Annotated in this window: 29 protein-coding genes and 1 pseudogene; 12 read left to right on the top strand and 18 right to left on the bottom strand. The window is 57.6% G+C overall.

The features are described 5' to 3' along the window. Positions 1 to 26 precede the first annotated feature (26 nt). Together H7698_RS15455 and H7698_RS15450 are read right to left on the bottom strand one after the other, a co-directional pair. Positions 27 to 1,043, bottom strand: coding sequence for an ABC transporter substrate-binding protein (locus H7698_RS15455; RefSeq protein ID WP_194691981.1), 1,017 nt, complete (start codon positions 1,041 to 1,043; stop codon positions 27 to 29). 151 nt (positions 1,044 to 1,194) lie between these two features. After that, positions 1,195 to 1,665, bottom strand: a complete 471-nt coding sequence (locus H7698_RS15450) for a hypothetical protein (protein ID WP_162439196.1) — start codon at positions 1,663 to 1,665, stop codon at positions 1,195 to 1,197. Positions 1,666 to 2,106: 441 nt separating this feature from the next. On the opposite strand from H7698_RS15450, the gene H7698_RS15445 reads away from it, so the two are divergent. The 3 genes from H7698_RS15445 (at position 2,107) to H7698_RS15435 (ending at position 3,051) form a co-directional block, all read left to right on the top strand. Continuing rightward, positions 2,107 to 2,295 carry a hypothetical protein gene (locus H7698_RS15445; protein WP_235992892.1) on the top strand — a complete coding sequence of 63 codons (189 nt, stop codon included), beginning with the start codon at positions 2,107 to 2,109 and terminating at the stop codon, positions 2,293 to 2,295. Positions 2,296 to 2,451: 156 nt separating this feature from the next. Continuing rightward, positions 2,452 to 2,682, top strand: a complete 231-nt coding sequence (locus H7698_RS15440; RefSeq protein WP_162439195.1) for a hypothetical protein — start codon at positions 2,452 to 2,454, stop codon at positions 2,680 to 2,682. Between the two features lie 129 nt (positions 2,683 to 2,811). Continuing rightward, complete coding sequence (locus H7698_RS15435) at positions 2,812 to 3,051, top strand: DUF2789 domain-containing protein (RefSeq protein WP_162439194.1); 240 nt, start codon at positions 2,812 to 2,814, stop codon at positions 3,049 to 3,051. Positions 3,052 to 3,058: 7 nt separating this feature from the next. Here the strand turns inward: H7698_RS15435 and H7698_RS15430 are convergent, their stop codons facing one another. The 3 genes from H7698_RS15430 to H7698_RS15420 all read right to left on the bottom strand — a co-directional run bounded on the left by H7698_RS15430 (position 3,059) and on the right by H7698_RS15420 (position 5,587). Next, positions 3,059 to 3,262, bottom strand: coding sequence for a hypothetical protein (locus tag H7698_RS15430; RefSeq protein ID WP_162439193.1), 204 nt, complete (start codon positions 3,260 to 3,262; stop codon positions 3,059 to 3,061). Positions 3,263 to 3,382: 120 nt separating this feature from the next. After that, positions 3,383 to 4,606, bottom strand: a complete 1,224-nt coding sequence (locus tag H7698_RS15425; protein ID WP_442966299.1) for a methyl-accepting chemotaxis protein — start codon at positions 4,604 to 4,606, stop codon at positions 3,383 to 3,385. 576 nt (positions 4,607 to 5,182) lie between these two features. Continuing rightward, positions 5,183 to 5,587 carry a TraR/DksA family transcriptional regulator gene (locus H7698_RS15420; protein ID WP_007907888.1) on the bottom strand — a complete coding sequence of 135 codons (405 nt, stop codon included), beginning with the start codon at positions 5,585 to 5,587 and terminating at the stop codon, positions 5,183 to 5,185. A 375-nt stretch (positions 5,588 to 5,962) separates the two neighbouring features. On the opposite strand from H7698_RS15420, the gene H7698_RS15415 reads away from it, so the two are divergent. Then, entirely contained in the window at positions 5,963 to 6,574 is a 612-nt protein-coding gene (locus tag H7698_RS15415) for a glutathione S-transferase (RefSeq protein WP_194691979.1), read from the top strand. Between the two features lie 176 nt (positions 6,575 to 6,750). On the opposite strand, the gene H7698_RS15410 is transcribed toward H7698_RS15415, so the two are convergent. Beyond that, positions 6,751 to 7,683, bottom strand: coding sequence for a hypothetical protein (locus H7698_RS15410; protein WP_194691978.1), 933 nt, complete (start codon positions 7,681 to 7,683; stop codon positions 6,751 to 6,753). A gap of 267 nt (positions 7,684 to 7,950) precedes the next feature. Here H7698_RS15410 and H7698_RS15405 point away from each other — a divergent pair, with 267 nt between their 5' ends. Beyond that, positions 7,951 to 8,634: a response regulator transcription factor gene (locus H7698_RS15405; protein ID WP_194691977.1), complete on the top strand. Its 684-nt coding sequence runs from the start codon at positions 7,951 to 7,953 to the stop codon at positions 8,632 to 8,634. Continuing rightward, complete coding sequence (locus H7698_RS15400; RefSeq protein WP_162439188.1) at positions 8,612 to 10,006, top strand: sensor histidine kinase; 1,395 nt, start codon at positions 8,612 to 8,614, stop codon at positions 10,004 to 10,006. The genes H7698_RS15405 and H7698_RS15400 overlap by 23 nt, the downstream gene beginning before the upstream one ends. Before the next feature lie 82 nt (positions 10,007 to 10,088). On the opposite strand, the gene H7698_RS15395 is transcribed toward H7698_RS15400, so the two are convergent. From H7698_RS15395 to H7698_RS15385, 3 genes are read right to left on the bottom strand one after another with little or no spacing between them, the layout of a single operon-like run. Beyond that, a complete protein-coding gene (locus H7698_RS15395; protein WP_194691976.1) occupies positions 10,089 to 10,499 on the bottom strand; it encodes an SRPBCC family protein in 411 nt (136 codons plus the stop codon). Between the two features lie 27 nt (positions 10,500 to 10,526). Next, positions 10,527 to 11,324, bottom strand: a complete 798-nt coding sequence (locus H7698_RS15390; protein ID WP_194691975.1) for an SDR family NAD(P)-dependent oxidoreductase — start codon at positions 11,322 to 11,324, stop codon at positions 10,527 to 10,529. Continuing rightward, the gene (locus tag H7698_RS15385; RefSeq protein WP_194691974.1) at positions 11,321 to 12,382 is read right to left on the bottom strand and encodes an aldo/keto reductase; all 1,062 of its coding nucleotides are present in this window, start codon (positions 12,380 to 12,382) and stop codon (positions 11,321 to 11,323) included. Before H7698_RS15385 ends, H7698_RS15390 begins: the two co-directional genes overlap by 4 nt. Before the next feature lie 131 nt (positions 12,383 to 12,513). Here H7698_RS15385 and H7698_RS15380 point away from each other — a divergent pair, with 131 nt between their 5' ends. Continuing rightward, positions 12,514 to 13,398 (top strand): LysR substrate-binding domain-containing protein, encoded by an 885-nt coding sequence (locus tag H7698_RS15380; protein WP_194691973.1) that lies wholly within the window; start codon positions 12,514 to 12,516, stop codon positions 13,396 to 13,398. Between the two features lie 274 nt (positions 13,399 to 13,672). Beyond that, the gene (locus H7698_RS15375; RefSeq protein WP_194691972.1) at positions 13,673 to 14,740 is read left to right on the top strand and encodes an RHS repeat-associated core domain-containing protein; all 1,068 of its coding nucleotides are present in this window, start codon (positions 13,673 to 13,675) and stop codon (positions 14,738 to 14,740) included. A gap of 425 nt (positions 14,741 to 15,165) precedes the next feature. Here H7698_RS15375 and H7698_RS15370 read toward each other — a convergent pair whose 3' ends face one another. Then, the gene (locus tag H7698_RS15370; protein ID WP_194691971.1) at positions 15,166 to 15,759 is read right to left on the bottom strand and encodes a DinB family protein; all 594 of its coding nucleotides are present in this window, start codon (positions 15,757 to 15,759) and stop codon (positions 15,166 to 15,168) included. A 218-nt stretch (positions 15,760 to 15,977) separates the two neighbouring features. Here H7698_RS15370 and H7698_RS15365 point away from each other — a divergent pair, with 218 nt between their 5' ends. After that, the gene (locus H7698_RS15365; protein ID WP_162439181.1) at positions 15,978 to 16,295 is read left to right on the top strand and encodes a DUF2388 domain-containing protein; all 318 of its coding nucleotides are present in this window, start codon (positions 15,978 to 15,980) and stop codon (positions 16,293 to 16,295) included. A gap of 162 nt (positions 16,296 to 16,457) precedes the next feature. Here the strand turns inward: H7698_RS15365 and H7698_RS15360 are convergent, their stop codons facing one another. After that, positions 16,458 to 17,255: an SDR family NAD(P)-dependent oxidoreductase gene (locus tag H7698_RS15360; protein ID WP_194691970.1), complete on the bottom strand. Its 798-nt coding sequence runs from the start codon at positions 17,253 to 17,255 to the stop codon at positions 16,458 to 16,460. 123 nt (positions 17,256 to 17,378) lie between these two features. Between H7698_RS15360 and H7698_RS15355 the strand changes: the two genes are divergently transcribed. Then, positions 17,379 to 18,326: a GlxA family transcriptional regulator gene (locus H7698_RS15355; RefSeq protein ID WP_194691969.1), complete on the top strand. Its 948-nt coding sequence runs from the start codon at positions 17,379 to 17,381 to the stop codon at positions 18,324 to 18,326. Positions 18,327 to 18,434: 108 nt separating this feature from the next. After that, a pseudogene (locus H7698_RS15350) lies at positions 18,435 to 18,596 on the top strand (isoprenylcysteine carboxylmethyltransferase family protein); the annotation flags it as partial. A 231-nt stretch (positions 18,597 to 18,827) separates the two neighbouring features. Here the strand turns inward: H7698_RS15350 and H7698_RS15345 are convergent. The 5 genes from H7698_RS15345 to H7698_RS15325 all read right to left on the bottom strand — a co-directional run bounded on the left by H7698_RS15345 (position 18,828) and on the right by H7698_RS15325 (position 21,857). Then, on the bottom strand, positions 18,828 to 19,496 hold the full coding sequence (locus H7698_RS15345; protein WP_194691968.1) for an HAD-IA family hydrolase: 669 nt from the start codon (positions 19,494 to 19,496) through the stop codon (positions 18,828 to 18,830). A gap of 53 nt (positions 19,497 to 19,549) precedes the next feature. Further along, the gene (locus H7698_RS15340; RefSeq protein WP_194691967.1) at positions 19,550 to 19,960 is read right to left on the bottom strand and encodes a response regulator; all 411 of its coding nucleotides are present in this window, start codon (positions 19,958 to 19,960) and stop codon (positions 19,550 to 19,552) included. Positions 19,961 to 20,104: 144 nt separating this feature from the next. Next, entirely contained in the window at positions 20,105 to 20,386 is a 282-nt protein-coding gene (locus H7698_RS15335) for a pentapeptide MXKDX repeat protein (RefSeq protein ID WP_194691966.1), read from the bottom strand. Between the two features lie 68 nt (positions 20,387 to 20,454). After that, positions 20,455 to 21,240: a molybdopterin-dependent oxidoreductase gene (locus H7698_RS15330; RefSeq protein WP_194691965.1), complete on the bottom strand. Its 786-nt coding sequence runs from the start codon at positions 21,238 to 21,240 to the stop codon at positions 20,455 to 20,457. Beyond that, a complete protein-coding gene (locus tag H7698_RS15325) occupies positions 21,237 to 21,857 on the bottom strand; it encodes a cytochrome b/b6 domain-containing protein (protein ID WP_194691964.1) in 621 nt (206 codons plus the stop codon). The genes H7698_RS15330 and H7698_RS15325 overlap by 4 nt, the downstream gene beginning before the upstream one ends. Before the next feature lie 173 nt (positions 21,858 to 22,030). Here H7698_RS15325 and H7698_RS15320 point away from each other — a divergent pair, with 173 nt between their 5' ends. After that, positions 22,031 to 22,966, top strand: a complete 936-nt coding sequence (locus tag H7698_RS15320; RefSeq protein ID WP_194691963.1) for a class I SAM-dependent methyltransferase — start codon at positions 22,031 to 22,033, stop codon at positions 22,964 to 22,966. A 12-nt stretch (positions 22,967 to 22,978) separates the two neighbouring features. Here H7698_RS15320 and H7698_RS15315 read toward each other — a convergent pair whose 3' ends face one another. Together H7698_RS15315 and H7698_RS15310 are read right to left on the bottom strand one after the other, a co-directional pair. Then, entirely contained in the window at positions 22,979 to 23,761 is a 783-nt protein-coding gene (locus tag H7698_RS15315; protein WP_194691962.1) for an HvfC family RiPP maturation protein, read from the bottom strand. Then, on the bottom strand, positions 23,754 to 24,593 hold the full coding sequence (locus H7698_RS15310; protein WP_194691961.1) for an HvfB family MNIO-type RiPP peptide maturase: 840 nt from the start codon (positions 24,591 to 24,593) through the stop codon (positions 23,754 to 23,756). The genes H7698_RS15315 and H7698_RS15310 overlap by 8 nt, the downstream gene beginning before the upstream one ends. Positions 24,594 to 24,656 lie beyond the last annotated feature (63 nt).

Raw genomic sequence — 24,656 nt, 5'->3', positions numbered from 1 at the left:
ACGTTTATGTAAGGGCAGGTTCGAACTCACTTCAAATCGGCCGAGACTTTGTCCGCCACATCCTTGGGCACCCAGGCCTGCCAGACGTCCGGATGCGCCCTCATGAAGGCTTGCGCGGCCTGACGCGGCGCGGTGTGTTTTTCGCTCATTTCGGCCAGCGCCTTGTTCAACGGATCAATCGGAAAATCGACTTTGCTGAAGAACGCGGCAATCTCCGGGTACTGCTTCTGGAAAGGTGTGGACACGCCGATGGACAGCTTCGAGGCCAATGAACGCGTCGGTTTCGGATTGGGGTTGTCGGCGTCGGTGAGGGTTTTCCAGGCCTCGGCATCAAACGGTGGCTCTTCCAGTTGAATCAACTTGAAGCGTCCCAACAATGGCGTGGGCGACCAGTAATAAAACAGGATCGGTTTGCCCCGGCGGATCGATGAGCTGATCTCGGCGTCCAAAGCAGCCCCGGAACCACTGCGAAAATTCACATAGCTGTCTTCCAGGCCATACGCCCTCAACTTTTGCTTGTTGACCACTTCGGACGTCCAGCCGATCGGACTGTTGAGGAAGCGGCCTTTGCCTGGTGATTCCGGGTCACTGAAGACGTCTTTGTATCTGGGCAGGTCGCTGACGCTACGCAGACCCGGCGCGGCGGGTTTGATGCCCTTGGCAGGGTCGCCCTTGATCACGTACTCCGGAACCCACCAACCTTCTGTGGCGCCCTTTACCGTATCGCCCAGGCTCACGACCTTGCCTTCAGCCTCGGCCTTGACCCAGACCGGACTGCGCCCCGCCCACTCTTCACCAATGACCTGGATGTCGTTATTGGCCAGTGCAGTTTCCAGAGTGATGGTCGTCCCGGGCAACGTATCGGTCGGCAGCCCGTAACCCTTTTCGACAATGATCCGCAGGATGTCGGTGATCAGGCTGCCGCTTTCCCAGTTCAGGTCCGCAAAGTGGATGGGCGCCTGTGCCGCAAGCACCGGAACGGGTGAAGCCAACACACTGCAGGTGACCACCGTAGCGGCCAGCAACCGTCGTAGTCCTTTCATGCTTTGCACCTCGTGCTGATCACAGCAATAGCAGGATGGCCGCGCGGAAGACCGCAAGCCTCAAAATACTCAGTCAACTGACTGTAGTAGAGGTTCCTGCTTTCGAGGGGTGTGAATCGATTTTCGGATATTTCCCGCAAACCCGAGGCTGTTACTCGCTGGCCTTGAAGGTTACCAGCTCGCCCTTGCGCCATTTTGCAGCCTTGGCGGTGACGGCCTTGAGGGTCTTGGTCAAGCCTTCCTGCAACTGTTGATGGGCGGCAAACACCATCACCACGCTATGACCTTCCTTGAACACAATGCCGTGCCCGTCAGCGGTGGTCACGAACGCGTAATCGCCCAATCCGTAGACAGTCAGTTTGATTTCGCGAAACTTGATCTCCAGCTTGCCGCCTTCGCGACTGGGTAGCACGGAGGCGCTGAAATGATCGCCGACCTTGAGTTTGAGCCCGGGTTTGTCATCGACGACCAAGGCTTCTTCGGTGTCGATCTCGGCAATGTAAATGCCTTCAGCGTTTTGTTCGGTGATGTAAACGAAACGCGACTGAAACTGTTTAACCAGCTTTGCGCGCAGATCACCCAGCACGAACAAAGCATGCATATCTAGATTACTTACTGCCAAGGAAACATCCCCACATCTGAAATGACGCCGCGCGCGAAAAGAGCGTGCGGAAGAAAAAAAGCGGCCATGCCGAAAGTGATACCAAACTACCGAATTGAAATCCGGAGACGAGCAGCCTACTTGAAGTTTGCTCGCATCGCTCTGCCTGGCGTTCTTCAACACCTGAAGGAAAAGGTACTTTCTATCGCCAGACAAAACGGACTATCAACTTTAGGGAAAAATCGCTTTGAAAAAAGCATTTTTCCGACAGATCGCCAGCGAAAAATTGCTTTAGATAATCAACGATCACTCACCAATACGGGTGATTCTAGAGCAGCGATGCTCACCGAGACTACCCATAACGGCGTTCAAACGTCGGCAAAACAACGAAAAGGATTTCACATGTGCACCCTGACACACTTTTTCCATCCTCATGCCCTTAAATTAAACGACTCGCAAGCCATGAAATCCGGGCTTTTCCCACTGGGAGACGCGCATTTCGCGGCCCCCGCCCCCGCTCGTTTTCAGGTCGTGCTGGCCGGTAACGCCTTCTTCCATATCAAGGAAACTTCCACGGGGCACGTAAGAGGTTTCCGTCGTCACCATAACGAAGCCTGCGCGTTGGCCCGCTCCCTGGAGTTGCGCCACTGACAACCCTGGCCCTTGATCTCGATAGACGTTTCGTCATGCCGACGACTTAACTCAGCCGTCGGCAGGCAACTACTGCCATACTGCCCGACCAAAGAAACTGTCCCAAAGCCGGACGGCGTTCAAAACAACAGAATATTTTCAAGGGAAGGCAGCTACGTGACGGAATTTGATATCGGCGAATTTTTTATCCGGGGCGAAGCCAGAGAAGTCGAGGGTGAATTCCAGGCGGTAATTGTCATGCGAGCCAAACCGCCATTGACGACTGTGACCTATCACCAGGTCGAGAAGGATCGCTGGTTCAAGACATCGGACGTCGCTGATTTCGCCGCCAAAGAAGCAGCCAAAGCCCTCAAGCTTGCCGTTGATGAAGGCGCACTGAAAGCCTGATACCGGGTTTGCAGTCTATGCTTGCTCTGCTTTCGAACAACGCTATCGAACTCCTGGAGCGCGGGCCCCTCAGATGCAATGAGCCGCACTTCAGATCTCGCACTCGGCGCGACCCGCAAGGAGAGAAACATGGATTCACCTACACATGACTTGAAAGGACTGTTCGACCAACTTGGCCTGGACTCCAGCGAAAAGGCCATCGACGATTTCATCGAAAGTCATTCCCCCCTGCCCGAAGACAAGAAACTCATTGATGCCGAGTTCTGGACGCCACAACAGGCAGCCTTCCTGAAAGAACAATTACGCGAAGATGCTGATTGGGCGCGCGTGGTCGATGACCTCAACCTGCGCATGCACCAGATTCACTAGTCCCGGATCAATGCAGGCTGCCAGGATTCCCGACGCTCAATTGCGCCAGCCAGGCAGCCCTGCACTCCTCCGCCTCGTTACGACTGGAGAAGGCTGTCCCGCGGCGTTCACCATTGAGCAGCACCACCCAGCAGACACTCTGCCCCATCGCTCGCAGGCAAGCGGGCACACCGCTGCCAATCATCACCGCCACATCGACTTTGCTTTGCATGCTGACCTCTGAACTTAATTAGCCACCTAACTATGTAGGCATGGTAGTAAGTTACTGAACGAGGAAACAGCGACGCCGCTGCACAGCTTCATTGCCGAACCGGTAACAATCCGCTGCTCCTCAGCGCGGTTTCTCTGGTCTATAGCCCATGCGCAAACCGCCCCAATGCCGTCCTTTGATAACGATCGGCACAGAAAGATCGTGCATGAGCTCGCCGGTATCGCGGGTATAGGTTTGCAACAGAACGGCTTGCTGATGGCTGCCGCAACGGATGCCGGTGCGGTCGGCAAATTTGCGCTTGGTACGGTTCTGCAGCGCATCCACCTGGGCATCCCCGGTCAGCGGCTGGCTGAAGACCTTGTTATGGGTCGGCACATAACCTTGCTGGGTACAGGCGATGGCGAACACCAAGCCTTCATGGCGCGTCAGTAAAGGTTCCTGAATGGCCGGCAACACCTGATCGGTATAGCGATCGAAACGGGTCTGGAATTTGGCCGGTTGAGTGTTCGCGATTGCCTGGTAATGCCGGTCGAACAGGTCGTCCAGACTGACTCGCCCCTGATCGATATCGGCTTCAAAACACGCCGCAATTTGTGCGGCCCCTTCGCGCGCCAGGTCGTAGATACGCTGGTGATAGTCATCCAGACCGACTTCGGCCAGCCGCTCACTGATGGTTTCTGCCTGCCCTTCCATTTGCACCGCCGCCTGGGCCAGGCGTTGTGTCTGTTGATCGCTGACGGCCAGGTCACTGCGCATTTGCTCGATGGCGTGGAACAGGCTGTCGAGTTGCTCACGGTTGGTGTCAGCGCCTTGGGCGATTTCCCCGACCTGGATTTCTACGCCCGCCGCCAGACGCGCAATGTTGTCCAGGTGCTGCCCCGTCTGTTCGACTTGCTCGACACCTATATCCAGATCGATGGAAAGTTGGCGAATCTGCTCCACCACCTGCGCGGTGCGCTGCTGGATATCGGCGACCATCTCGCCCACTTCACCCGTCGCCGTAGCCGTGCGCGCTGCCAGGCCACGCACCTCATCGGCGACCACCGCAAAGCCGCGACCGTGTTCGCCGGCTCGCGCGGCTTCGATGGCCGCGTTCAACGCCAACAGATTGGTCTGGCTGGCAATGGATTGAATGACCAGGGTGACTCGCTGAATGTCGTCGCTGCGCAGGCTCAAGGCCTCGATCAGCTCGCGGCTGTTACTGGCGCGTTGACTGAGCTGGTGCATGCGAGCAATGGACTCGACCAGTTCCGAGCGCCCCGCCGCGCTGCTTTGATGGGCTTCACTGGCGGCACTGAGGGCGTTGCGGCTCAAGGTCGAGGTGGCTTGTTCGGTGGCGATCATCACTTCGGCATTGCTGACGATTTGCGCCGCCGCGCCAAGCTGCGATTGCAGCCTGTCGGCTAACTGCTTGACCGAAAACGCTACGCCAGCGGCTGACAGTGCGTTGTGACTGGTGGTGTAGGACAGATCGCGAGTCAGTTCGGCAATCGTGCCGTGACTGTCCACCAAGGCGGGTTCTGCAAGGGTTCGCGATCGCAGGCGCGGTAGCCAGATGATCATCACGGCCAGCGGCAAGCCGAGGTAGAGCGGCCAGTTACCTAGCGCGACGCCACACAACAGGAGCATCAGTGCGATGCTTTGCAGGGTCGGCGCCAGCCAGCGGGTTGGGGTCACAGGTACTGGTACGGGCACTTGCCCAACCAGAGATCCGTCTCTTGTCATCTTCGTCACCCTACGACTCTTCTAATTGTATGTGCATTAGACGCCACTAGATCGCCATTATCTATGGTCCCTTAGTCGGAGGCGTTGCAGCAGATCAATAAAAGAGGACGCTTTCTGGCAGACGAAAAAAAGCATCGCGGGCAAGCCTTGCTCTTGATGGAGCCGGGCTTGCCCGCGATGCGGGGCGTTACGAAATCAGGCCTGACGCTGGTGCTTGTCGATCTGTTCGTGACGCTCTTGAGCTTCGATGCAGTACTTGGTGGTCGGGCTGATCAGCAGGCGCTTGAGGCCAATCGCCTCGCCGCTGTCATCACACCAGCCGAAGCTGTCTTCTTTGATGCGTTCCAGAGCCTGTTCCAACTGAGGCAGCATGCGCTGGTCACGATCGATAGCGTTCACCAGCCAGGTGCGCTCTTCTTCAACAGAAGCAGCGTCGGCCGGATCGGCTGGAGTGTCCAGGCTCTCGATGGCGATGCGGTTCTGTTCAATGCGCTCATGGGTTTCGACTTTCATGTTCTGCAACAGCTCGGAGAAGAAAGCATGTTGCTCGGCATTCATGTAGTCATCCGCCGGCATGGCCAGCAACTTGTCCTTTGTCATTGATATCTCTATAAAAAAACGTGCATTAAGGCGAATTAGGGAGCGTTCCGCGGGACCTGGTCTGGCCATCGGAAAGGCGCCGTTTATTCCAAGCGCCACCCGGCACTCAATTTACGAGGGGCGGCAGTCTAAGGCCGACTTGAGGCCTCAGCAACTGAAAAGACAGCGAATTCGTCCGACAAAGCCTTGAAAGTGCGCTACGGCAGCCTTTGTGGTGGTTATCGGAGTGCGTTTATAGCAAGAAATTCCATCCAGCGGCTGTATATGGAAGACAAATGGCTGATCGGTATCGGGGATCAGCCTGACATCCATTGCAGCGAATGGAACCTAAGCTAAGGTTGAACATCCGAAATCGTCATCTCAAGGAGAGCCCAAATGAAGCTGATCGGCATGCTGGATTCACCCTACGTGCGGCGCGTCGCCATTTCCGCCAAGTGCCTTGGCATTCAGCTGGAGCACCAATCGGTTTCCGTGTTCCGCCATTTCGAGCAATTCCAGCAGATCAACCCGGTGGTCAAGGCGCCGACGCTGGTACTGGATAATGGCGACGTACTCATTGACTCGACCCTGATCATCGATTACCTGGAAGCGCTGGCCGGGACCGGCAACAGCCTGATGCCGGCCGACATTGATCAACGTGTGCGCTCCTTGCGTTTGATTGGTCTGGCGTTGGCGGCGTGCGAGAAGTCCGTGCAGCTTTATTACGAGCGCACCCTGCGTCCGGTCGAGATTCAATTTGAACCCTGGGTAGAACGGGTTGAAGGGCAACTTGCCGCCGCGTACCTGGCGCTTGAGCGGGAACTGGAAAAACAGTCACTGAAGACCGACGGTTCGATTACCCAGGACGGAATCACCCTGGCGGTGGCCTGGAGTTTCACCAGGCTTGTGGTTCCTGAACAAGCAGACGCTGCCCAATTTCCACGGATCGCAGCGTATACGGCGTACGCAGAGCAGCTTGAGGAGTTTCTCAATACGCCGATTGAATGAATCCCCTCACCCGAAAAAAATCAGGCCCCACAAAAAAGCCGCCTCTACCAGAGGTAGAAGCGGCCGAGGCATAAGCCCCAGTGTTATCAGTGCATGAACAGGGCGATCAGGATAATGATCGGGATCGGTACGCCGAGGAAAAACAACAGTAATGAGCGCATGAGTATTCTCCTGGATTAACGAATAGAGGACGGGGTGGTGACATAAGCATCGGATTCGACATACACCACCGCATCCCGACGACGACCGCCGAAGGTTGCAGCGAAGCTGGCGAAGAACGCGCCGATCAACAGGGCAACGAACATCCACAACGCCGTCATGGCAGCGACTTTGGCTGCGGTATCAGCCGCTTCCTTGGCCGCTTGCTTGGCATCGGCCACGGCTTTCTGGGTGCGGGCATACACTTCGTCGACACGACGCTCAGCGTCGGCCTGGGTCAGGTTGGTCCGTTGGGCAACCAGTTGCGCGAGGTAGGTACGGTCTTCAGCGGCCAGCTGACCGTCGTTCAGGCTGCGCACAAAGATGCGGGTGACGGTGCCACGGGCAGCGTCATCGCTGACGGCGGCAGGACGATCATCACGGAACAGGCTGTCGACGAAGTAGCCATACTGGTCACTGCTGGTGTTATTGGCCGCTGTACCGGCGGCTTGAGTCGCGGCACTGGCGGCACCGCCGACAACATTGGCGCCGGCCTGCACACCGCCACTGACAATGCTGCTGACCGAGCCAACGACCAGTGTGGCCGCAACCAGTGTCGCAACACACCAGGCCAGGAAGCCATGGGCGGTGTCACGGAAGTACACTTCGTCACCGTGCATGTTGGCCCATTTCACCCGCAGACGACCGGCGATGTAGCCACCGAGCCCCGAGGCGATGATTTGGGTAAACGCCAACCAGACGATCGTCGTTATGCCAAGGCCTTTGGCGCTGACGCCTTCGTTAGCCCAAGGGGAAACCGCCGAAAAGCCCAGACCGAAACCGAGCAATACCAGGATCAACGACAACGCCGCCGCCGCAGCGGCCCCGGCGAAGATCGCACCCCAGGAAACGCCCGACCGCGCGTTTGATTCTTCTGCGGCAGGATAGAAACCATCCGAGGATCTATTCATTATTATGTCGCTCCAGGCAGGAAAGATGTTGTTACAAGTTGTTGATTGAGTCAGTGCAGTCAGCGTGCCAACGCGGAATTTTTAAAAAGTCTTTATTTTTCATAATCTTAAAAATTTTGAACTTCCAAAAGCCATGCAAATTGCAACGAAACGTCATAACCAGCGGGTTTTATGCATTGCGCCTTTAGATGAAGTTTTATTTAGAAAGACCGGCGCTAATTATTGGCAAAATGCCGGCAACGTTTTGAACCACCATCAGGCCTTCCTATGACCCGAATCTTGACCATCGAAGACGACGCCGTGACCGCCCGGGAAATTGTTGCGGAACTCAGCAGCCATGGCCTCGACGTGGACTGGGTCGACAATGGCCGCGAAGGACTGGAGCGTGCAGTCAGTGGCAACTACGACTTGATCACCCTCGACCGCATGTTGCCCGAGCTGGACGGCCTGGCCATTGTCACCACGCTCAGGACCATGGGTGTCGCCACGCCAATCCTGATGATCAGCGCCCTCTCCGATGTCGATGAGCGAGTACGAGGCCTGCGCGCAGGGGGTGACGATTACCTGACCAAACCCTTTGCCACCGATGAAATGGCCGCCCGGGTTGAAGTCCTGCTGCGCCGCCAGAACACCGTCGCCACCCAGGCCACCACGCTGCGGGTCGCTGACCTCGAACTGAACCTGATCAGCCACGAAGCCAGCCGCGACGGTCAACTGCTGACACTGTTGCCCACCGAGTACAAACTGCTGGAGTTTCTGATGCGCAACACCGGGCAGATCCTGTCGCGCATGATGATTTTCGAAGAGGTCTGGGGCTATCACTTTGATCCCGGCACCAACCTCATCGACGTGCACATCGGCCGGTTGCGCAAAAAGATCGACCCCCCCGGCAATGCCCCACTGATACGGACCGTGCGAGGCTCGGGTTATGTCATTGCCGAACCCGTCTAAAGGCTGGCGCTCTTCCAGCAGTCGTTTGCTCGCGCTCTACAGTTCACTGTTCGTGATCTGGAGCGGCATTCTCATGGGGGTCATGTACTACGAGGTTTCCGCCTACCTGGACAACCTGGCCAAACACTCCCTGTTGCAACGCCAGCATCTGTTCTCGCACTTTCAGGGCCAGCAACTGGTCGACGCCCTCGCCGTCAGCATGACCTTCGACATCCGCGGCATCGACGCCTACGGCCTGTTCGACGAGCAGCACCGCTACCTGAGCGGCGCACTGAACCACGTTCCCGAAGGATTGCCACTGGACGGCAAGATTCACATGCTCAGCGATTGCGCCGATTCCGACGACCCGAGCCTGCCGGCCGACAGTTGTGATGCGGTCGCCACCCAGACGCTCGACGGTCGCTGGCTGATTCTGGTGCGCGACAACGGCTCTCTGTTTGCCGTCACGCGAATCATCCTCCACGCCTTGTTCTGGGGCGTCACCCTGACCATCCTCCCGGGCATCGCTGGTTGGCACCTGTTGCGGCGCCGCCCCTTGAAACGGATTCGCGGGATTCAGGCCAGCGCCGAAGCCATCGTGGCCGGTGACTTGACGCGCCGATTGCCGCTGTCCAACCGTCGCGATGAACTGGACATGCTCGCAGCCATCGTCAATGCCATGCTCGAACGCATCGAGCGGTTGATGAACGAGGTCAAGGGCGTCTGCGACAACATTGCCCATGATCTGCGCACGCCACTGACCCGCTTGCGGGCGCAGTTGTACCGCATCCAGCAGCAGGCGGACGAAGGCTCACCCCTGGCCGTGCAACTGGATTCCGTGCTCGGCGAAGCAGACACCTTGATGGCGCGTTTTCGCGGCCTGTTGCGGATTTCCGAACTGGAAGATCGCCAGCGCCGTTCCGGTTTTGTGCAGCTGGATCCCGTGCCGATGTTGCAGGAGCTGCATGACTTTTACTTGCCGCTGGCCGAAGAAGGCGAACTGAAATTCCAGCTGCAAATACCACTCTCATTGCCGCCTCTAAACGGTGATCGGGCGTTGTTGTTTGAAGCCGTGGCCAACCTGTTGAGCAATTCGATCAAGTTCACCCCACCAGGTGGCGAAGTGATTTTGCGTGGGGTCAATGAGGGTGGGCATACGCGGATCGAAGTACTCGACTCCGGACCCGGCATACCGTTGGCCGAACGGGAAGCGGTGTTCCAGCGCTTCTATCGCGCCGAGGGTGGCAACCAGCAAAGCGGGTTTGGACTGGGACTGTCCATCGTCGCCGCGATTGTCAGCCTGCACGGGTTTACGCTGGAGGTGGGGAGCAGTGAAAGGGGTGGCGCGCGGTTGGTGCTCGATTGCCGGCAGAGCCTGATCCCACAGACCTGACAAGAACTGCGCAGTAATGAATATCCCCTCGCCACAAATGTACGCGTATCGCTACACACCCACCGGGGACTTAAATCCTGCCTCAACCCGGGTAATTGGCTCGCAACGCTTTGAGCCCGCCCTCATAGATCCCCGTAAACAACGCCACCACTTCTTCGTCACTGACGCCGACCGGTTCAAACTTCCCTGACCACGTCACCCGCGCACCCTCCCCTCGAGCCTCAACGCTCAAGGTCGCCAGGTAATCCTTCGCCGGAAACGGCGCCTGCAAAATCGAATAGCTGTAAGTCTTCGCCGCGTTATCAAACAGCTCAAGCCGCTCGACCACCACCGCGCCATCCGAGGTTTGCAGGCTGCGCACACGTCCGCCTTCACTCAACTCACTGTTGGGAATGAACGGCAGCCAGTCCGGCAGCGTGTCGAAGCCACCAATCAATTGCCACACCTGGTCGGCCGAAGCCGGGATATCGATAAATGCTGATGCAGTTGCCATAGGGCGTTCTCTCTAGATGAAAAGGGTTCAGATTGCCATGCTGTCGACAACACCGCCGTCGACCCGCAGGGCCGCGCCAGTGGTCGCCGAGGACAGTGGCGACGCAATGTAGGCCACCAGATTCGCGACTTCCTCGACATCCGCCACGCGCTGGATGATCGACGTCGGACGGGCCTTACGCACAAAAGCGTCGGCTTCTTCCCGGGCGCTGCGTCCGGATTCGGCGATGGCATCCTTGAGCATGTGTTCCAGGCCGTCGGTGAATGTCGGGCCGGGCAGCACCGAATTGACCGTTACGCCAGTGCCTGCCAAGCGCTTGGCCAAACCATGGGACACCGCGAGGTTAGCGCTTTTGGTGACGCCATAGTTGATCATGTCTGCCGGGGTCGCGACGCCGGATTCGGAGGACAGGAAAATCACCCGCCCCCATCCTTGCTTGACCATGTCCGGCACGTAATGCCGAGACAGGCGCACACCGGAGATCACGTTGACTTCGTAGAAGCGCGTCCACTCACTGTCTGACGCGTCGAAGAAATCCACGTCATTGAAGATCCCCAGGTTGTTCACCAGGATGTCCGCCCGCGGTTCGGCGGCGAACAACTGTTCAGCGCCTTCAGCAGTGCCCAGGTCAGCTGTCACACCGCGCAACTGCGCACCTGGCACGCTTTGGCGAATGCTGGCCAACGCTTGCTCGACCTTCGCCGCTTCCCGGCCGATCACCACCACCGTTGCGCCGGATTCGGCCAGCGCCTTGCTGATGCCCAAGCCAATGCCGGCGGTACTGCCGCTGACAATCGCCAGTTTTCCGCTGAGATCAATTTTCATACGTCACCATCCTTCATGTAAGAGCTGCCGAAGGCTCGGGCTGCGATCTTTTGGCCTGGCAGCGGAGCCCGCTCGGACACCAGCTTCGCGTCACGCAGTGCCTGCCAAAACGCCACAGGAATCACCGCCGACAACGCCGCCACATCTTCAGCAATCCGGCCCGGACGGCTGGAGCCTGGAATCACCGCCGCCACCGCCGGATTCGCCAGGGAAAACTGCAACGCCGCTGCTTTGATATCGACGCCGTGGGCCGCGGCAATGCGCTTGATATGGTCGACCTTATTGACGATCGCCGGACTGGCTTTCTGGTACTCGAAGTGCGTGCCGCCCGCCAGAATGCCCGAGCTGTACGGACCGCCGACCACGATCTCGACGTTCTGCGCCAACGCGGCATCCATCAAACGCTGTAAGGCACGGTCATGGTCGAGCAGCGTGTAGCGCCCCGCCAAGAGAAAACCGTCCGGCTGAGCTTCGGTCAGGTCAAGGGTCAGTTCGCAAGGCTCTACCTTGTTCACACCCAGGCCCCAGCCCTTGATCACCCCTTCCTCACGCAACCGCGTCAGCACTTTGAACGCGCCGGTGCGGGCCTGATTGAAGTACTCGAGCCACTGATCACCGTAAAAATCCTGGGCAATGTCATGCACCCAGACGATGTCCAGACGGTCGGTTTGCAGACGCTTGAGGCTGTCTTCGATCGAACGCATCGTCGCGTCAGCACTGTAGTCATTGACGATCTTGTTCGGGCGACCGTGCTCGAACACCCCACTCTTTTCGCCCAGGTCCCGGGCCGAGGCATCTTCGACTTCATCAAGAATCACCCGGCCAACCTTGCTGCTGAGCACATAGTCGTCGCGGTTGTATTGCGCCAGCGCGGTGCCGAGGCGAATCTCCGAGAGGCCGGAGCCGTAGAACGGCGCGGTGTCAAAGTACCGAACGCCTGCATCCCAGGCCGCGTGCACGGTGGCCATCGCCTCTTCTTCGGGAATGGCGCGGAACATGTTGCCCAGTGGCGCGGTACCGAAACCCAGCGTGCCGGGCAATTTGTCTTTCAAGCTCATGATTCAATCCTCGTCAGTTTCAGAGGTCGCCTTGCTCAAGGATCGCAGGTGACCGTTGAGCAGATCCTAGATTGCTACGATCGGACCGTCCAAGACATAATGTGCAGCACTTGAGTCCCAATAGGTCTGACATGATCGACATCCGCCAATTGCGCTATTTCGTCGCCGTCGCTGAAGAAGAGCACGTCGGACGCGCTGCCGAACGCCTGCACATCTCCCAGTCACCCTTGAGCCGTCAGATCGCCCAGCTCGAAGAACGCCTGGGCCTGACCCTGTTCGAGCGCAGCCAGCAACGCATCCGCCTGACCCGCGACGGGCAGACTTTCCTGGCCGAAACCCGCGCACTGCTCACCCACGCCAATCGACTTGAATCCCTCGGCAAGCGTCTGGGTCGCGGCGAAGAAGGCGGCCTGTGCATCGGCTACATCGAGAACGCCATGCACGCCGGCGTGCTGCCCAATGCCCTGCGCGTGCTGCGGGTCGAGCGACCCAGCGTCCACGTCGCGCTGTACAACCTGAGCTCTGTCGAACAACTCGAAGGCCTGCGTCAGCGTAGTCTGGATATCGCCCTGGTCAGCGAACCACCCGTCGCCGACGATCCGGACCTGCTGGGTTTCCAGGTACTCGACGACCCGATGTTGCTGGCGCTGCCCGAACATCACCCACTGGCGCTTCAAAAAAACCTGACCCCGGCCGACCTCGCGGACCAGGAGTGGATCGGTGTGCAACACCGCCAGAACTGCGCCAGCCGCGAAGACTTCGTCAGCGCCTGCATCCGCGCCGGCTTCACCCCCGACATTCGCATGGAAGCCACAGAACCCTTCACGGCACTGGGCCTCGTCGCCTCAGGCCTGGGCATCGCGATGATTCAAAAAGGGTTAAGCCGCAACGCACCGCCGGGCGTGGTGCTGCGGGAAGTGCCGTGGATCGCATTCACCACACCACTCTGGGCAGCCTGGCACCGCATCAACCTGCGGCCGCTGGTGGAAACGTTCAGGAAAGTGCTGACCGAATAGGAGTTACACAATCCCCTGTGACGAGGGAGTTCACTCCCGCTGGGTTGCGCAGCAGCCCCAAAAACATCCAACCGTAATCATTCAGTCAAACCCCGAGCTCAGGTTTGGGGCTAATGCGCAACCCAGCGGGAGCAAGCTCCCTCGCCACAATTAATCATCTGACTATGGAAATGCGTACGGACTGACACACGAAAACCTAACAGTTCTGCTAGTTCCCACCCGTGACCAGACAGTCAATACTGATCCGCACATCAGCCCGGCGGAGCACTGACTCATGAAGCCCTTGCGACCAATCCTCCTATGCCTCTATCGCTATGACGCTCTTGATCGTTTGATTGGCCTTACACCATCGGATGAAGCACAGCTTCAACGCTTCTACTGCAAAAGCCGGCTCACCACCGAGGTGCAGGGTGTGGTCGAACATTCGATCGTCCAGCAAGGCGATTTGCTGTTGGCACAAAAGCGGGTTGACGGTGATGCGCTTGAAACTTCACTGCTGGCCACTGATCAGCAGCGCTCGGTAATTCAAACACTGAAAGCAGATCACCCGTCACAACCCCTCGCCTATTCGCCCTATGGTCATCGCTCCCTTAAAAACGGAATGCTCAGTCTGCTGGGATTCAACGGCGAACGGCCAGACCCGGTAACCGGGCATTATTTATTGGGCAATGGGTATCGGGCGTTCAATCCGGTTCTGATGCGATTTAATAGCCCGGACAGTTTGAGTCCGTTTGGGAAAGGAGGGTTGAACTCTTACGCTTATTGCCTAGGAGACCCGATAAACAGAATCGATCCAAATGGACACTTTGCCTTTTTCACTTGGTTGAAAGCAAAATGGACCGGAAAGCTTGCGTACAATGGTGGTGTTTTATCTATAAATCCTAATGTCAGTACGACAGCTGCTATAAAGGCCCGAGACAAACTAGCGCAGCTTGACAACAAAATAGCTTGGGAAAGAAGTGTTAAATACGGCATGCGCTCTAACAGAATGGAAGCTCTCGCCCCGTCAGGAAGCATGACAAAGGATGGCTTGATAAAAAATACAATTTTAGACTCCATCTTCAACCCCACCACAAAGACATACAGCTACCTCGATCTGAAAACCATTGCCATAGATGGGTTGAAAAACAGGCACTTACGCACGCTACAAAATAGTATAGGCATTGCAAATCCTTATAACCCAACATTACACAAAATGATTAGCAAACATAATATTGCCCAGTATCTAGATCCTCATGTGAAAAAATTTTACAAAGAAGTGAAAGAAATAAGAAACCCCTATTTAACTGAAGCAAAACAAGAGCGAGCTATCCACTATCAACAGTTTTTTACATCAGAGTAGCAGTGAGAACCGAACACTCTTCATTTTCATTATCGTTGGAGGCACCATTGACCCAGCGGCAGCAACTGCTGAAGGTTGGTGTTTTACTGGCCAAAATCACTTGAATTCCGATGAGACACCCTGTCTGAAAACACGACAATTTGTGACGCGAGCGCATGCCCCTAATTACATGCAACAAATCACTTAACTACCAAGCACACATTGACAATCGACTTGCAGTCGGCATTGGGAAACTGTCTTACAGTTCATTAAATCGTGCGATAGTTTCCTTAAATTATCTCGATGTGCTCTGCAATTTGTCAGTCTGGACAAGATACTCGCCTCTGCATCGGGTCATGCGGCGCGTGTATTTATAAGGACCACCCCAAGAGCCAACGATGCCGCTCGACGTCATGCTCTAAGGGCCGTCGTCGTATAAACCGGCGTCAACGATAACGATACGGCAGCACGTTGGTCGCGCTCGCGAATAGCCCGACACCTGCCCGAGCCGCCGGCGGCGCACTGGGCGTTTGAACGTTCGGATCGTGCTCGCGCAGGAACACGGGCAGGTCGGTAACGGGGGGCATTGCCGGGATTTCGAAATACATCTGGACGATCCACCCTCGGTGGTAGCTGGCGTGATTAACCACGTGCATCAGCATTGCGCCGGTACTCATGGTGCCGCTTTCACCCGTGACAAACGCAAACTGAACGAGCTTGCGCAGCGACTCATCAGTCTGGCGCGAACTCCAGTCGCAGTACCAGTGATCGATATCTCTTTGCGCCCTGCGCAAGTCAGGCAATTCGGCATGCAGCAAGTCGTGTGACGTCTTGAAGCCGTGGCCTCGGCCTTCGAGATGGGCCTTCCAGATGCAGTCCACTACGTAGATGTGATTGAGGGTGCCGATCATGTTCTTGAAGACCGAGGCCCGCTCTCTACCGACCTCACCCGCCGGCAGCGCGACCAGGCTTTCAAACAGTCGTAAGTCAGCCCAACGTTTGTAATCGGCGAGCAGACAGGCAGTGGCGACATTGATCATCGGAAATCTCCCATTGCGATGGGCACACTGCAAAGCATAGCCCCCTTGGCGCGTGGCATTGCAGACACTGATCATCGGTCACACCGGCCTCGAACATGAAGAAATGACAGGCATTACTTGAAGTGATTATTCGCGCATCAAGGAACTCCTGAGTACTGTCGGGCATCCTAAGCTATGTGGTAATTCCCTTACGCTTCAAGCTGTCGGAGGACACCGTCATGCGCCGTCTTTTTCTGATCTCTTCCCTGGTACTGTGTTTACCCTTTGGTTCGGCTATGGCCAAGGTCGATGCAGGCGATGTTGCAACGTCGGCCGGGGTTTCAGCGTCCCTGTATTCAACCTTCAAAGATCACAAGTTGATGATTCCCGCCAAAGACGACGCGTCCAGCTTCGTTGCCAGTGGTGGTGCGATTCGAGGGGTTTATCTGGAGTCGGTGATGCATCAGATCCGCCAGGACAATCCTGGTCTGAACGCTACCGACGAAGATCTGGCTCGGGCCATTCTGATAAATGACGGCGCGGCAAGCGGGCAATAGAGTTTTTAGCCGCCGACAGATCTGTGGGACAACGACAGATAGGTAGAGTGAAAACTGTGGGAGCAAAGCTTGCTCGCGATAGCACTGTATGAGGCTCAGTCAACTTGCCTGACATACCGCTATCGCGAGCAAGCTTTGCTCCCACAGATTTTTCATTGCGCCTTAAATGCAGCGATAACGCGATGCCGGCGTTGAGTTGCCGAACAAGCCTGACAGCTCTTTGCGCAGGGCTTCGTAGCGGTCCCAGTGTTCACCATCGTGCAGCCCCGGAATTGTCACCACCTCTCCCGCCGCCAACCCCACCAGCGCAGCATCGACCATGTCAGTGGCGGACATGACGATCTCCTGCGGAAGATTTTCCACGGGATTGCCCGCCTCGCTCCAGAAATCCGTAGCCGTGGCGCCAGGCAACACCGCCTGCACGCGAATGCCTTTGTCGGCCAACTCGTGGTGCATCGATTGGCTCAAGCCAAGAACGAACGCCTTGGTGCCGCCGTATACACCATTGAGGATTTCAGGGGCGATGGCGACTATCGAGGAAATATTAATCACCGTTCCGACGCCGCGAGCGACGAAACCAGGCACAACTGCATAGGCCAGACGCATCAGCGCGGTGACGTTGAGGGTGATCATGTCTTCCATGTCATCCACCGGGCTGCCCAACAGGGGCATGACACCACCAACGCCCGCGTTGTTGACCAGCAAGGTGATACTGGCGTCGTTGCGTAGAACCTCTTCGACCCGCAACAGGTCCGCCCTCTCCTTCAAATCAGCAGCGATGACCTCCACGGTGCGGCCGGTTTCGTTGCTCAATTGATTGGCCAGCGCGTTCAATTTCCCGCGGCTGCGAGCAACTAGAATCAGGTTATAGCCTTGACGCGCCAATCGGTCGGCATAGACCGCACCAATGCCGGAAGAAGCGCCCGTAATCAGGGCAGTACCTTTGGAAGAGAGGGCCATTTCAAGTTTCCTTCACAGTGAGGCGATAAGGTCGCCGGTGTGAACCTTTATAAAGGCACTGACGCTTGTCTCAAATGACGTTTAAAGTACGTTTTCAGGACACTTCCGTTTGAGGACAAATCGATGACTTCCATAGCCTTTGTGGTGTTTGAGGGATTTCAGTCCATGGCACTGGCCGCGATGCCGGTGTTCGAGTACGCCAACTTCAGTGCTGGCGAACCCCTTTATGACGTCAGCGTGCTGTCCGAGCACGGCCACACATTGCGTGCCTCCGGGGGGTTGACGGTCGGCACCGAGGCCTTCGATGAGCGCGTGTTCGACACCCTCATTGTGGTCGGCGGCGATTCCATCCTCGAGCAGGCACCGGCCGGGGTGTTGAGTTTCTTGCGTGACAGCGTTAACGCCACACGCCGCACCGCATCGATCTGTTCGGGTGCGTTCGTGCTGGCCCAGGCCGGTTTACTTGAGGGGCGACGGGCGACGACTCATTGGGCGTATGCCCGGGATCTGCAAGCGCGGTATCCGTCGATCCGGGTGGAAGAAGACCGGATTTACGTGGTCGACGGCTCAATCTGGACGTCCGCCGGGATGACCGCCGGCATTGATCTGGCACTGGCGATGGTCGAAAAGGATCACGGCGCCGAGCTGGCCAGGTCCGTGGCGCAGAAACTGGTGATGTACCACCGCCGCGCCGGTGGCCAGTCGCAGCACTCCGCGCTGCTGGAACTGGAACCGAAATCCGACCGCATTCAAACCGTTCTTGCCTACGCGCGCGAACACCTCGCCGAGGCCTTGTCAGTGGAGCAATTGGCGGACGTCGCACGTCTCAGTCCGCGCCAGTTCAGCCGGGCCTTTCGCGCCGAAACCGGCCAGTCGCCCGCAAAAGCCATCGAGAACCTGCGCCTGGAAGCGGCGCGGCAATTGCTGGAGCGCGGGCGCCTGACCCTTGATCAAATCGCCATCGAAAGCGGGTTCAGTGATCCAAGACGTATGCGCGAAGCTTTCTTGCGCGGGTTCGGGCAGCCGCCGCAGGTGATTCGGCGAAATGCCCGAAACGAAAACGCTGCGTAGGCACAGGCGGTGGCCGCAAACTTCCGCACTTGAAAATCAAAAGATCGAAGCCTTCGGCAGTTCCTACGCCAAATGGAGTCAATCATGAAAATCTCGGCCCAACTTACCTTGGTGATTGCCATCGGGTGGGCATTGGCCTGTCGCTCCGGCGTAGGCCTCGCGTTGGCTGCCGTCACACTGATCCCGCTGATCGCCCGTATTCAGGCGGAAGCAGCGCTGTTGAAGGCGCAGTTCGGCGGCGAGGATGAGGCTGACTGCCACCGCGGCTAGCGATTGTTACCGGGGATTTACTGATGAACGCACTACTCAAAAGTGGCGCGAGCATTTGTGGCGAGGGGATTTATCCCTGTCGGGTTGCGAAGCAGCCCCCAGCATTCTTCAGTCACACCGAGCCGTCAGGGCTTGCGACTGCTTCGCAGCCCAACGGGGATAAATCCCCTCACCACAAGATAAATCCCCTCGCCACAAAATGCGTGAGTGCCGCAAAACGCGGGTACACCCTCAAATCGGGTTAAGGCGAATTCGGCCATCAGGATCCGTTTCAACACTGACCGAGTCATAGCTGGCAAGCGTCGCATGCGGCGTCTGAATCGGATGCGGATGGGTCGACGTAATCACCACCAGATCTGCCCCCGACGCCTCAGCCGCCTGAATCCCCACGCTGGCATCTTCGAAAATCAGGCAGTCCGTCACATCGAAGCCCAGACGCTTAGCCGCCAACAGGTAACCGGCAGGATCGGGTTTGCCAGCACTGACATCCTGCGCAGTCACCAACACCTCAGGTTCCACAATCCCCGCGGCGGCCATCCGGCGCAAAGCCAGCTCCCGGGGTGCCGACGTCACAATCGCCCATTGCCTGGCGGGCAGGGATTTCAAAAACTGCGCCGCCCCTGACACCTCGACAATCCCTTCCACATCTTCAACTTCCGCCTGCGTCACCCAGGCGGCTTCCGCCTCGGCATCCACGCCCGGCAACCCCTGACGGTTAACCGTATCGATTGCCCGAGCGCCGTGGATCGTCGGCAAAAACGACGGCACATCAATACCGTGGCGCAAGGCCCAGGTGGTCCAGATCCGTTCGGCGGCGGCGATGGAATTAAGAACGGTGCCATCCATGTCGAACAAAAATGCGCGGTAGGGGGTGTTGAAGACAGTGTCATGAGCAGACAAAGAGAGACTTCCTTTCGCAGGTGCCAAGCGGGATTTTCAGCAAATGTACAGGATCAACGTTGAGGACGGTGTGACTTCAACGCGCCTTCCACACAATCGAGCAACTGCCCGAGCGCCCAGGGTTTCTTGATGAAAGACACCTCGTGCCGCACCCCGGAAGTCTCCGGCGTTTCGAAGCCCGACATGATCATGATGGGCTTGTCCGGGTATCGGTCGCCGAACTGGTTGGCCAGATCGGCTCCATTGAGTTTGCCGGGCATGGTGATGTCCGTCAGTAGCAGACTGACCCTATTGGAGTGTTCCTCCAGATAGATTGACGCAGCGTCAGCACTGATCTGCGGTTCAACCGAGAAACCTTCTTCCTGCAGAATTTCGCAGAGAAACTCCAGGATTAACGGATCATCCTCGACCACCAGAATCAATCCGCCAGCAAGGGAATCACCCGCCGTCGTTACTGGACTCATAACTCTGCCACTCCCTGATTGCCTTAATGAATTCGCGGGCTCAAATCCGCTGCCTACAAGTATGAGCAGCGGACTCGGCGGAAATTCATTTTTGATACAACCAGACGACAAAATCAGGCGCCCTGTAGCTGGCGGGTACTTTAATCACTGGGCCATGTCGTCCTTTTTCATGGCGTCTTTGGCCATTGCATCCTTCTTCATGGCGTCCTTGGACATGCCGTCCTTCTTCATCGTGTCCTTGCTCATGGAGTCCTTGGACATGCCGTCATTTTTCATCGAATCTTTTTTCATCGCGTCCTTGGACATCGAATCTTTGGACATCGAATCCTTGCTCATGCTGTCGTTACTCATCGTATCGGCAGCAAAAACGCTGGCAGCCCCTACGGCGAGGCACATGGACAGTACAACGGTGGTTAGCTTTTTCATGATGAAACTCCTGGAGCACAGTTACGATTAACGCAGCGGTCGCCGCGCGGTGAAATGCCCAGGCGACTTCAGCTTCCACCGAACCAGTTGTAGCCCTGGTCTTCCCAGTAGCCACCGCTGTAGGTATTGCTGACGAAAATCGCCTGAATGTGTTTGGGGTTCTTGTAGCCCAGCTTGGTAGGCATGCGCAGCTTCATGGGGAAGCCGTACTCGCGAGGCAGAACGGCGCCGTCATAGGTCAGCGCCAGCAAGGTTTGCGAATGCAGTGCGGTGGCCATGTCGATGCTGGTGTAGTAATCGTCGGCGCATTTGAAGCCGACGTACTTCGCGTCGGTGTCGGCGCCGATGCGTTTGAGGAAATCGCTGAACCGCACACCGCCCCAGCGCCCGATTGCGCTCCAGCCTTCGACACAGATATGCCGGGTGATTTGCTCGGTTTGCGCCATGGCGCGCAGTTCCTCAAGCCGCCAGCTGCGTTTGTCGGCGATCAGCCCTGTCACCTCCAGCCGATAACTGTCTTCCTCGACCGTCGGTGCCTCGTCGATGCCGTAGAAGGCATTGAACGGAAACGGTCGGGTAATCATTGATTCCGGATACGTCGGCGCCAATGCGTTGGGGTTGAATAACCAGCCTTGAACCCGGTCGTTGAAACGGGACATGGAGGACAGCGCGGTTTCAACGCTTTCGTTGTCCGTCAGGTTGCAGCCGGACAACATCGCCACACCGCCGAGGGTCAGGCCGCGCATCAAAAACGAACGACGGGAGCGGTCTTCAATCTGCGGGGCAATGATTTTCCGGGCGTCGGTGAGGATGGACGATTCGTCCAGTCCCGATCCTTGCAGATGCTTTTTCATACGGGCTCCTTGCGACCGACAATCATGGCCAACAGGGTTTTGGGAACCAGCGCGACCATCACCAGATGCACCGCAACGAAAGCCATCAGCAGCGACATCGCGATGAAGTGCACATGGCGCGCGGCGTCGTAGCCACCCATGAGTTCACGCAACAGCGGGAACTGCACGGATTTCCACATCACCAGCCCGGAGATCACCAGCAGCGTGATGTCGACCATCACGAACAGATACGCCAGCCGTTGCACCTGGTTGTAATGACTGAGGTCCGCGTGCCCCAAACGCCCTCTCAACGCAGCCCACAGGTCATGAACAAGACCTTTGGGCGACAGCGGAAAAAAGCGCCGGAACAGACGACCGCTCGCAATATTGATGATCAGGTAAACGAGGCCGTTGATGGTCAGGAACCACATCGCCGCGAAATGCCATTGCAAGGCACCACCCAGCCATCCTCCGAGCGTGATCGAGGCGGGAAAACTGAAATCGTAGAGGGGCGAGGCGTTGTAGATGCGCCACCCGCTGGTGACCATCACCAGCACCGCCAGGGCATTGAGCCAGTGAGTCAGCCTTAACCAACGGGGATGGCTGCTGACCTTGGGTGAAGCAGGTGGCTTAGTCATGGCGGCTCTCCCAACGGTTGTTGTTATTCGTTGGAGCCGAGTATGTGAGCCGGCAGATCCCCAAATCCTCACGTAAAGTTAAATTAAACGTGATAACTCTCGACGCCCGGCACAGCGCCTTGCGGTGCAATTGTGGTTAAAATGCCGCCCCCTCAAATGGCCGACCTGACCCGATGAATCCAAACGCGCTCACCCTCCTCCACGACCATCTGTTGACTGGCCTGGCCTCGGCACCCGCAGAAACACGCCGACTGTTCCATGGCCGTGGTCGATGCTGGCCGGGGCTGGAGCAACTGACCGTCGACTGGTTACAGGGCGTGGTGCTGGTGTCGCTGTTCAAGGAACCTGAACCTGCGCAACTGGAAGACTTGAAGCAAAGGCTGTTGGCGCTCACTCACAGGCCGGAGTGGACTGCGTCGGGCGCGCACACCTTGCTCCTGCAACATCGCTACCTGCTGCAAAGCACTACCGAATGGTTGCTTGGGGAGGCCATTGAGGAAATGACCATCACCGAAGGCGGCCTGCGCTATCGCGTGGACCTGGGCCGCAAGCAGAACAACGGGCTGTTCCTCGACATGCGCTACGGTCGCGATTGGGTGCAAGCCCATGCACAGGGCAAGCGGGTGTTGAACCTCTTCGCCTACACCTGCGGCTTCTCGGTCGCGGCCATCGAAGGTGGCGCCGAACACGTCGTCAATCTGGACATGTCCAGCGCGGCCCTGAGCCGTGGTCGCGATAATCACCGGCTCAACGGGCATGACCTGAGCAAGGTGACATTCCTCGGTCACGACCTGTTCAAATCCTGGGGCAAGGTCATCGGCAAGGGCCCGTACGACCTGGTGATCATCGACCCGCCGTCCTTCCAGAAAGGCAGTTTTCTGCTGACCAAGGACTATCAGCGCGTACTGCGTCGATTGCCGGAACTGCTCAGCCCACAGGGTACGGTGCTGGCTTGCATGAACGATCCGGCATTCGGTCCGGACTTCCTCATCGACGGCGTGATGCGTGAAGCGCCGAGCCTGCACTTTGAACAACGGCTGGAAAACCCGCCGGAGTTTCCGGATGCGGACATCGAGTGCGGGTTGAAGGCGTTGGTGTTCAAGCAGTAGGAGCGGATTGCCTCAGTCGCGAGCAGGCGTAGTCACCCGATCGACAACGCCAATCACACCTTCACTGTGCATCTGCTGCAGCAGGGTCAACCCGCTCGCCGTGAACTGCACCGATCCAGCCGCGCCAGCTTCCAGCGCCAATCCGTCCAGCTGTGCACGCCCGGCAAGCTGCGGGAATTCATCGATACGCTGCAACAGTCGCCACGCCAACGGACTGAGCTCGGAAAAATTCACACGCCAATCAGCTGATCGACGCACCAGCAACAACGTTGGCTGCACGGGCGGCGCTTCAGGCTGGTAATCGGGCCCCACTTGCTGCACCGGCCAGGCATACGCCAACGGCCAGGCCAATGGCGAAACCCGTAACGGCCGATCCAGTAACTCGCCGGCATTGCTGGCAGGCAAGGGCTCGGCATCGGACTGCTGCAGTGCCATCTCCACCCATTCGTAATGCGCCAGTTCGACCATGAACGCTGGCCAGTTACCCTCCCTCAAGGCTTGCGGTTCGTCAGCCAGGAACCCGACAAACTCCTGGGCAATCTCGCCGAATTTGGGCGTACGCGCGCGATGGTCGCGCAAAAACAGACGGACCATTGTGCGCCACCGTTCATTGCCGAGAATCCTGATCAGCACCGGAAACGTTCCGCTCAGCAACGACGACAGATTCGCGAAAATCAGATCCCGGTAAACCTCAGCCCGCGCGACATCCATCCCCGTCGGCGGCGTGCAGTGATCGGGATCGCGCAGGTAACGACCCAAGGTGCTCTGCTGCTCGAACAGGCCTGATTTATCCACGGTTCAACTCCCTGCTTTGCAAGCGCCGAATGGTCTGCAGTTCGGCGACCAATTCATCGAACGCCGGGAAGTTGAAGTCCCGTTCGAGCAAGGTCGGTTGCGCACCGAAACGGGCGTATGCCTCAGCCAGCAACGCCCACACCACCGGTTTGACCGAGGCGCCATGGGTGTCGATTTTCAGCGTATCCGACTCATCAAAATGCCCGGCCACATGCATCGCCACCACCCGCCCCGAATCGATGCCGGCCAGAAAGGCCTGCGGATCGAAACCGTGATTGATCGAGTTGACGTACACATTGTTGACGTCCAGCAGCAGGTCGCAATCGGCTTCGCGCAGCACCGCATTGGTGAAGGTCACCTCATCCATGTCCTGCCGGGGCGCGGCGTAATACGAGACGTTTTCCACCGCAAGGCGCCGCCCCAGAATGTCCTGGGCCTGGCGAATCCGCGCGGCGACGTGGTGCACTGCTTCTTCGGTAAACGGCAGCGGCAACAGGTCATAAAGATGACCGTCATCGCCGCAGTAACTCAGGTGTTCGCTGTACAGCGGCACGTTGTAGTGATCAAGAAAACCTCGTACCTCCTGCAGAAACCCGACGTCCAGCGGCGCCGGACCGCCCAACGACAGGGACAAGCCGTGGCAGGACAACGGATACCGCTCCGCCAGGTCCCGCAACGCCGCACCATGGGCGCCGCCGATACCGATCCAGTTCTCCGGAGCAACCTCCAGAAAATCGAAATCACCCACACGGGCCGCTTGAAGGTCCTTCATCAATCCACGACGCAAGCCAAGCCCTACGGTCGCTGTTGCTGAGGAAATGGGGGTCTGCATGATGTCGATCTCGAAGTAGTCAGAACGGATGTTCAGTCAATCATCGGGATGTATCGGGTCTGT

Origin of the sequence: Pseudomonas sp. p50(2008) (assembly GCF_015351605.1) — a bacterium.
Lineage (GTDB): Bacteria > Pseudomonadota > Gammaproteobacteria > Pseudomonadales > Pseudomonadaceae > Aquipseudomonas.
Note: the sequence above shows the minus strand (reverse complement) of the source record. Positions and strands in the feature narration are given on the sequence as shown.

What these genes read in the sequence shown, in the direction of transcription:
- H7698_RS15400 (WP_162439188.1), top strand. Translation starts at nt 8,612, where the DNA reads ATGTCATTGCCGAACCCGTCTAAAGGCTGGCGCTCTTCCAGCAGTCGT.
- H7698_RS15335 (WP_194691966.1), bottom strand. Translation starts at nt 20,386, where the DNA reads ATGAAAAAGCTAACCACCGTTGTACTGTCCATGTGCCTCGCCGTAGGG.
- H7698_RS15415 (WP_194691979.1), top strand. Translation starts at nt 5,963, where the DNA reads ATGAAGCTGATCGGCATGCTGGATTCACCCTACGTGCGGCGCGTCGCC.
- H7698_RS15320 (WP_194691963.1), top strand. Translation starts at nt 22,031, where the DNA reads ATGAATCCAAACGCGCTCACCCTCCTCCACGACCATCTGTTGACTGGC.
- H7698_RS15370 (WP_194691971.1), bottom strand. Translation starts at nt 15,759, where the DNA reads ATGATCAATGTCGCCACTGCCTGTCTGCTCGCCGATTACAAACGTTGG.
- H7698_RS15410 (WP_194691978.1), bottom strand. Translation starts at nt 7,683, where the DNA reads ATGAATAGATCCTCGGATGGTTTCTATCCTGCCGCAGAAGAATCAAAC.
- H7698_RS15325 (WP_194691964.1), bottom strand. Translation starts at nt 21,857, where the DNA reads ATGACTAAGCCACCTGCTTCACCCAAGGTCAGCAGCCATCCCCGTTGG.
- H7698_RS15385 (WP_194691974.1), bottom strand. Translation starts at nt 12,382, where the DNA reads ATGAGCTTGAAAGACAAATTGCCCGGCACGCTGGGTTTCGGTACCGCG.
- H7698_RS15355 (WP_194691969.1), top strand. Translation starts at nt 17,379, where the DNA reads ATGACTTCCATAGCCTTTGTGGTGTTTGAGGGATTTCAGTCCATGGCA.
- H7698_RS15425 (WP_442966299.1), bottom strand. Translation starts at nt 4,606, where the DNA reads ATGATCGCCACCGAACAAGCCACCTCGACCTTGAGCCGCAACGCCCTC.
- H7698_RS15330 (WP_194691965.1), bottom strand. Translation starts at nt 21,240, where the DNA reads ATGAAAAAGCATCTGCAAGGATCGGGACTGGACGAATCGTCCATCCTC.
- H7698_RS15360 (WP_194691970.1), bottom strand. Translation starts at nt 17,255, where the DNA reads ATGGCCCTCTCTTCCAAAGGTACTGCCCTGATTACGGGCGCTTCTTCC.
- H7698_RS15310 (WP_194691961.1), bottom strand. Translation starts at nt 24,593, where the DNA reads ATGCAGACCCCCATTTCCTCAGCAACAGCGACCGTAGGGCTTGGCTTG.
- H7698_RS15365 (WP_162439181.1), top strand. Translation starts at nt 15,978, where the DNA reads ATGCGCCGTCTTTTTCTGATCTCTTCCCTGGTACTGTGTTTACCCTTT.
- H7698_RS15435 (WP_162439194.1), top strand. Translation starts at nt 2,812, where the DNA reads ATGGATTCACCTACACATGACTTGAAAGGACTGTTCGACCAACTTGGC.
- H7698_RS15430 (WP_162439193.1), bottom strand. Translation starts at nt 3,262, where the DNA reads ATGCAAAGCAAAGTCGATGTGGCGGTGATGATTGGCAGCGGTGTGCCC.
- H7698_RS15340 (WP_194691967.1), bottom strand. Translation starts at nt 19,960, where the DNA reads ATGAGTCCAGTAACGACGGCGGGTGATTCCCTTGCTGGCGGATTGATT.
- H7698_RS15375 (WP_194691972.1), top strand. Translation starts at nt 13,673, where the DNA reads ATGAAGCCCTTGCGACCAATCCTCCTATGCCTCTATCGCTATGACGCT.
- H7698_RS15395 (WP_194691976.1), bottom strand. Translation starts at nt 10,499, where the DNA reads ATGGCAACTGCATCAGCATTTATCGATATCCCGGCTTCGGCCGACCAG.
- H7698_RS15455 (WP_194691981.1), bottom strand. Translation starts at nt 1,043, where the DNA reads ATGAAAGGACTACGACGGTTGCTGGCCGCTACGGTGGTCACCTGCAGT.
- H7698_RS15420 (WP_007907888.1), bottom strand. Translation starts at nt 5,587, where the DNA reads ATGACAAAGGACAAGTTGCTGGCCATGCCGGCGGATGACTACATGAAT.
- H7698_RS15405 (WP_194691977.1), top strand. Translation starts at nt 7,951, where the DNA reads ATGACCCGAATCTTGACCATCGAAGACGACGCCGTGACCGCCCGGGAA.
- H7698_RS15390 (WP_194691975.1), bottom strand. Translation starts at nt 11,324, where the DNA reads ATGAAAATTGATCTCAGCGGAAAACTGGCGATTGTCAGCGGCAGTACC.
- H7698_RS15445 (WP_235992892.1), top strand. Translation starts at nt 2,107, where the DNA reads ATGAAATCCGGGCTTTTCCCACTGGGAGACGCGCATTTCGCGGCCCCC.
- H7698_RS15380 (WP_194691973.1), top strand. Translation starts at nt 12,514, where the DNA reads ATGATCGACATCCGCCAATTGCGCTATTTCGTCGCCGTCGCTGAAGAA.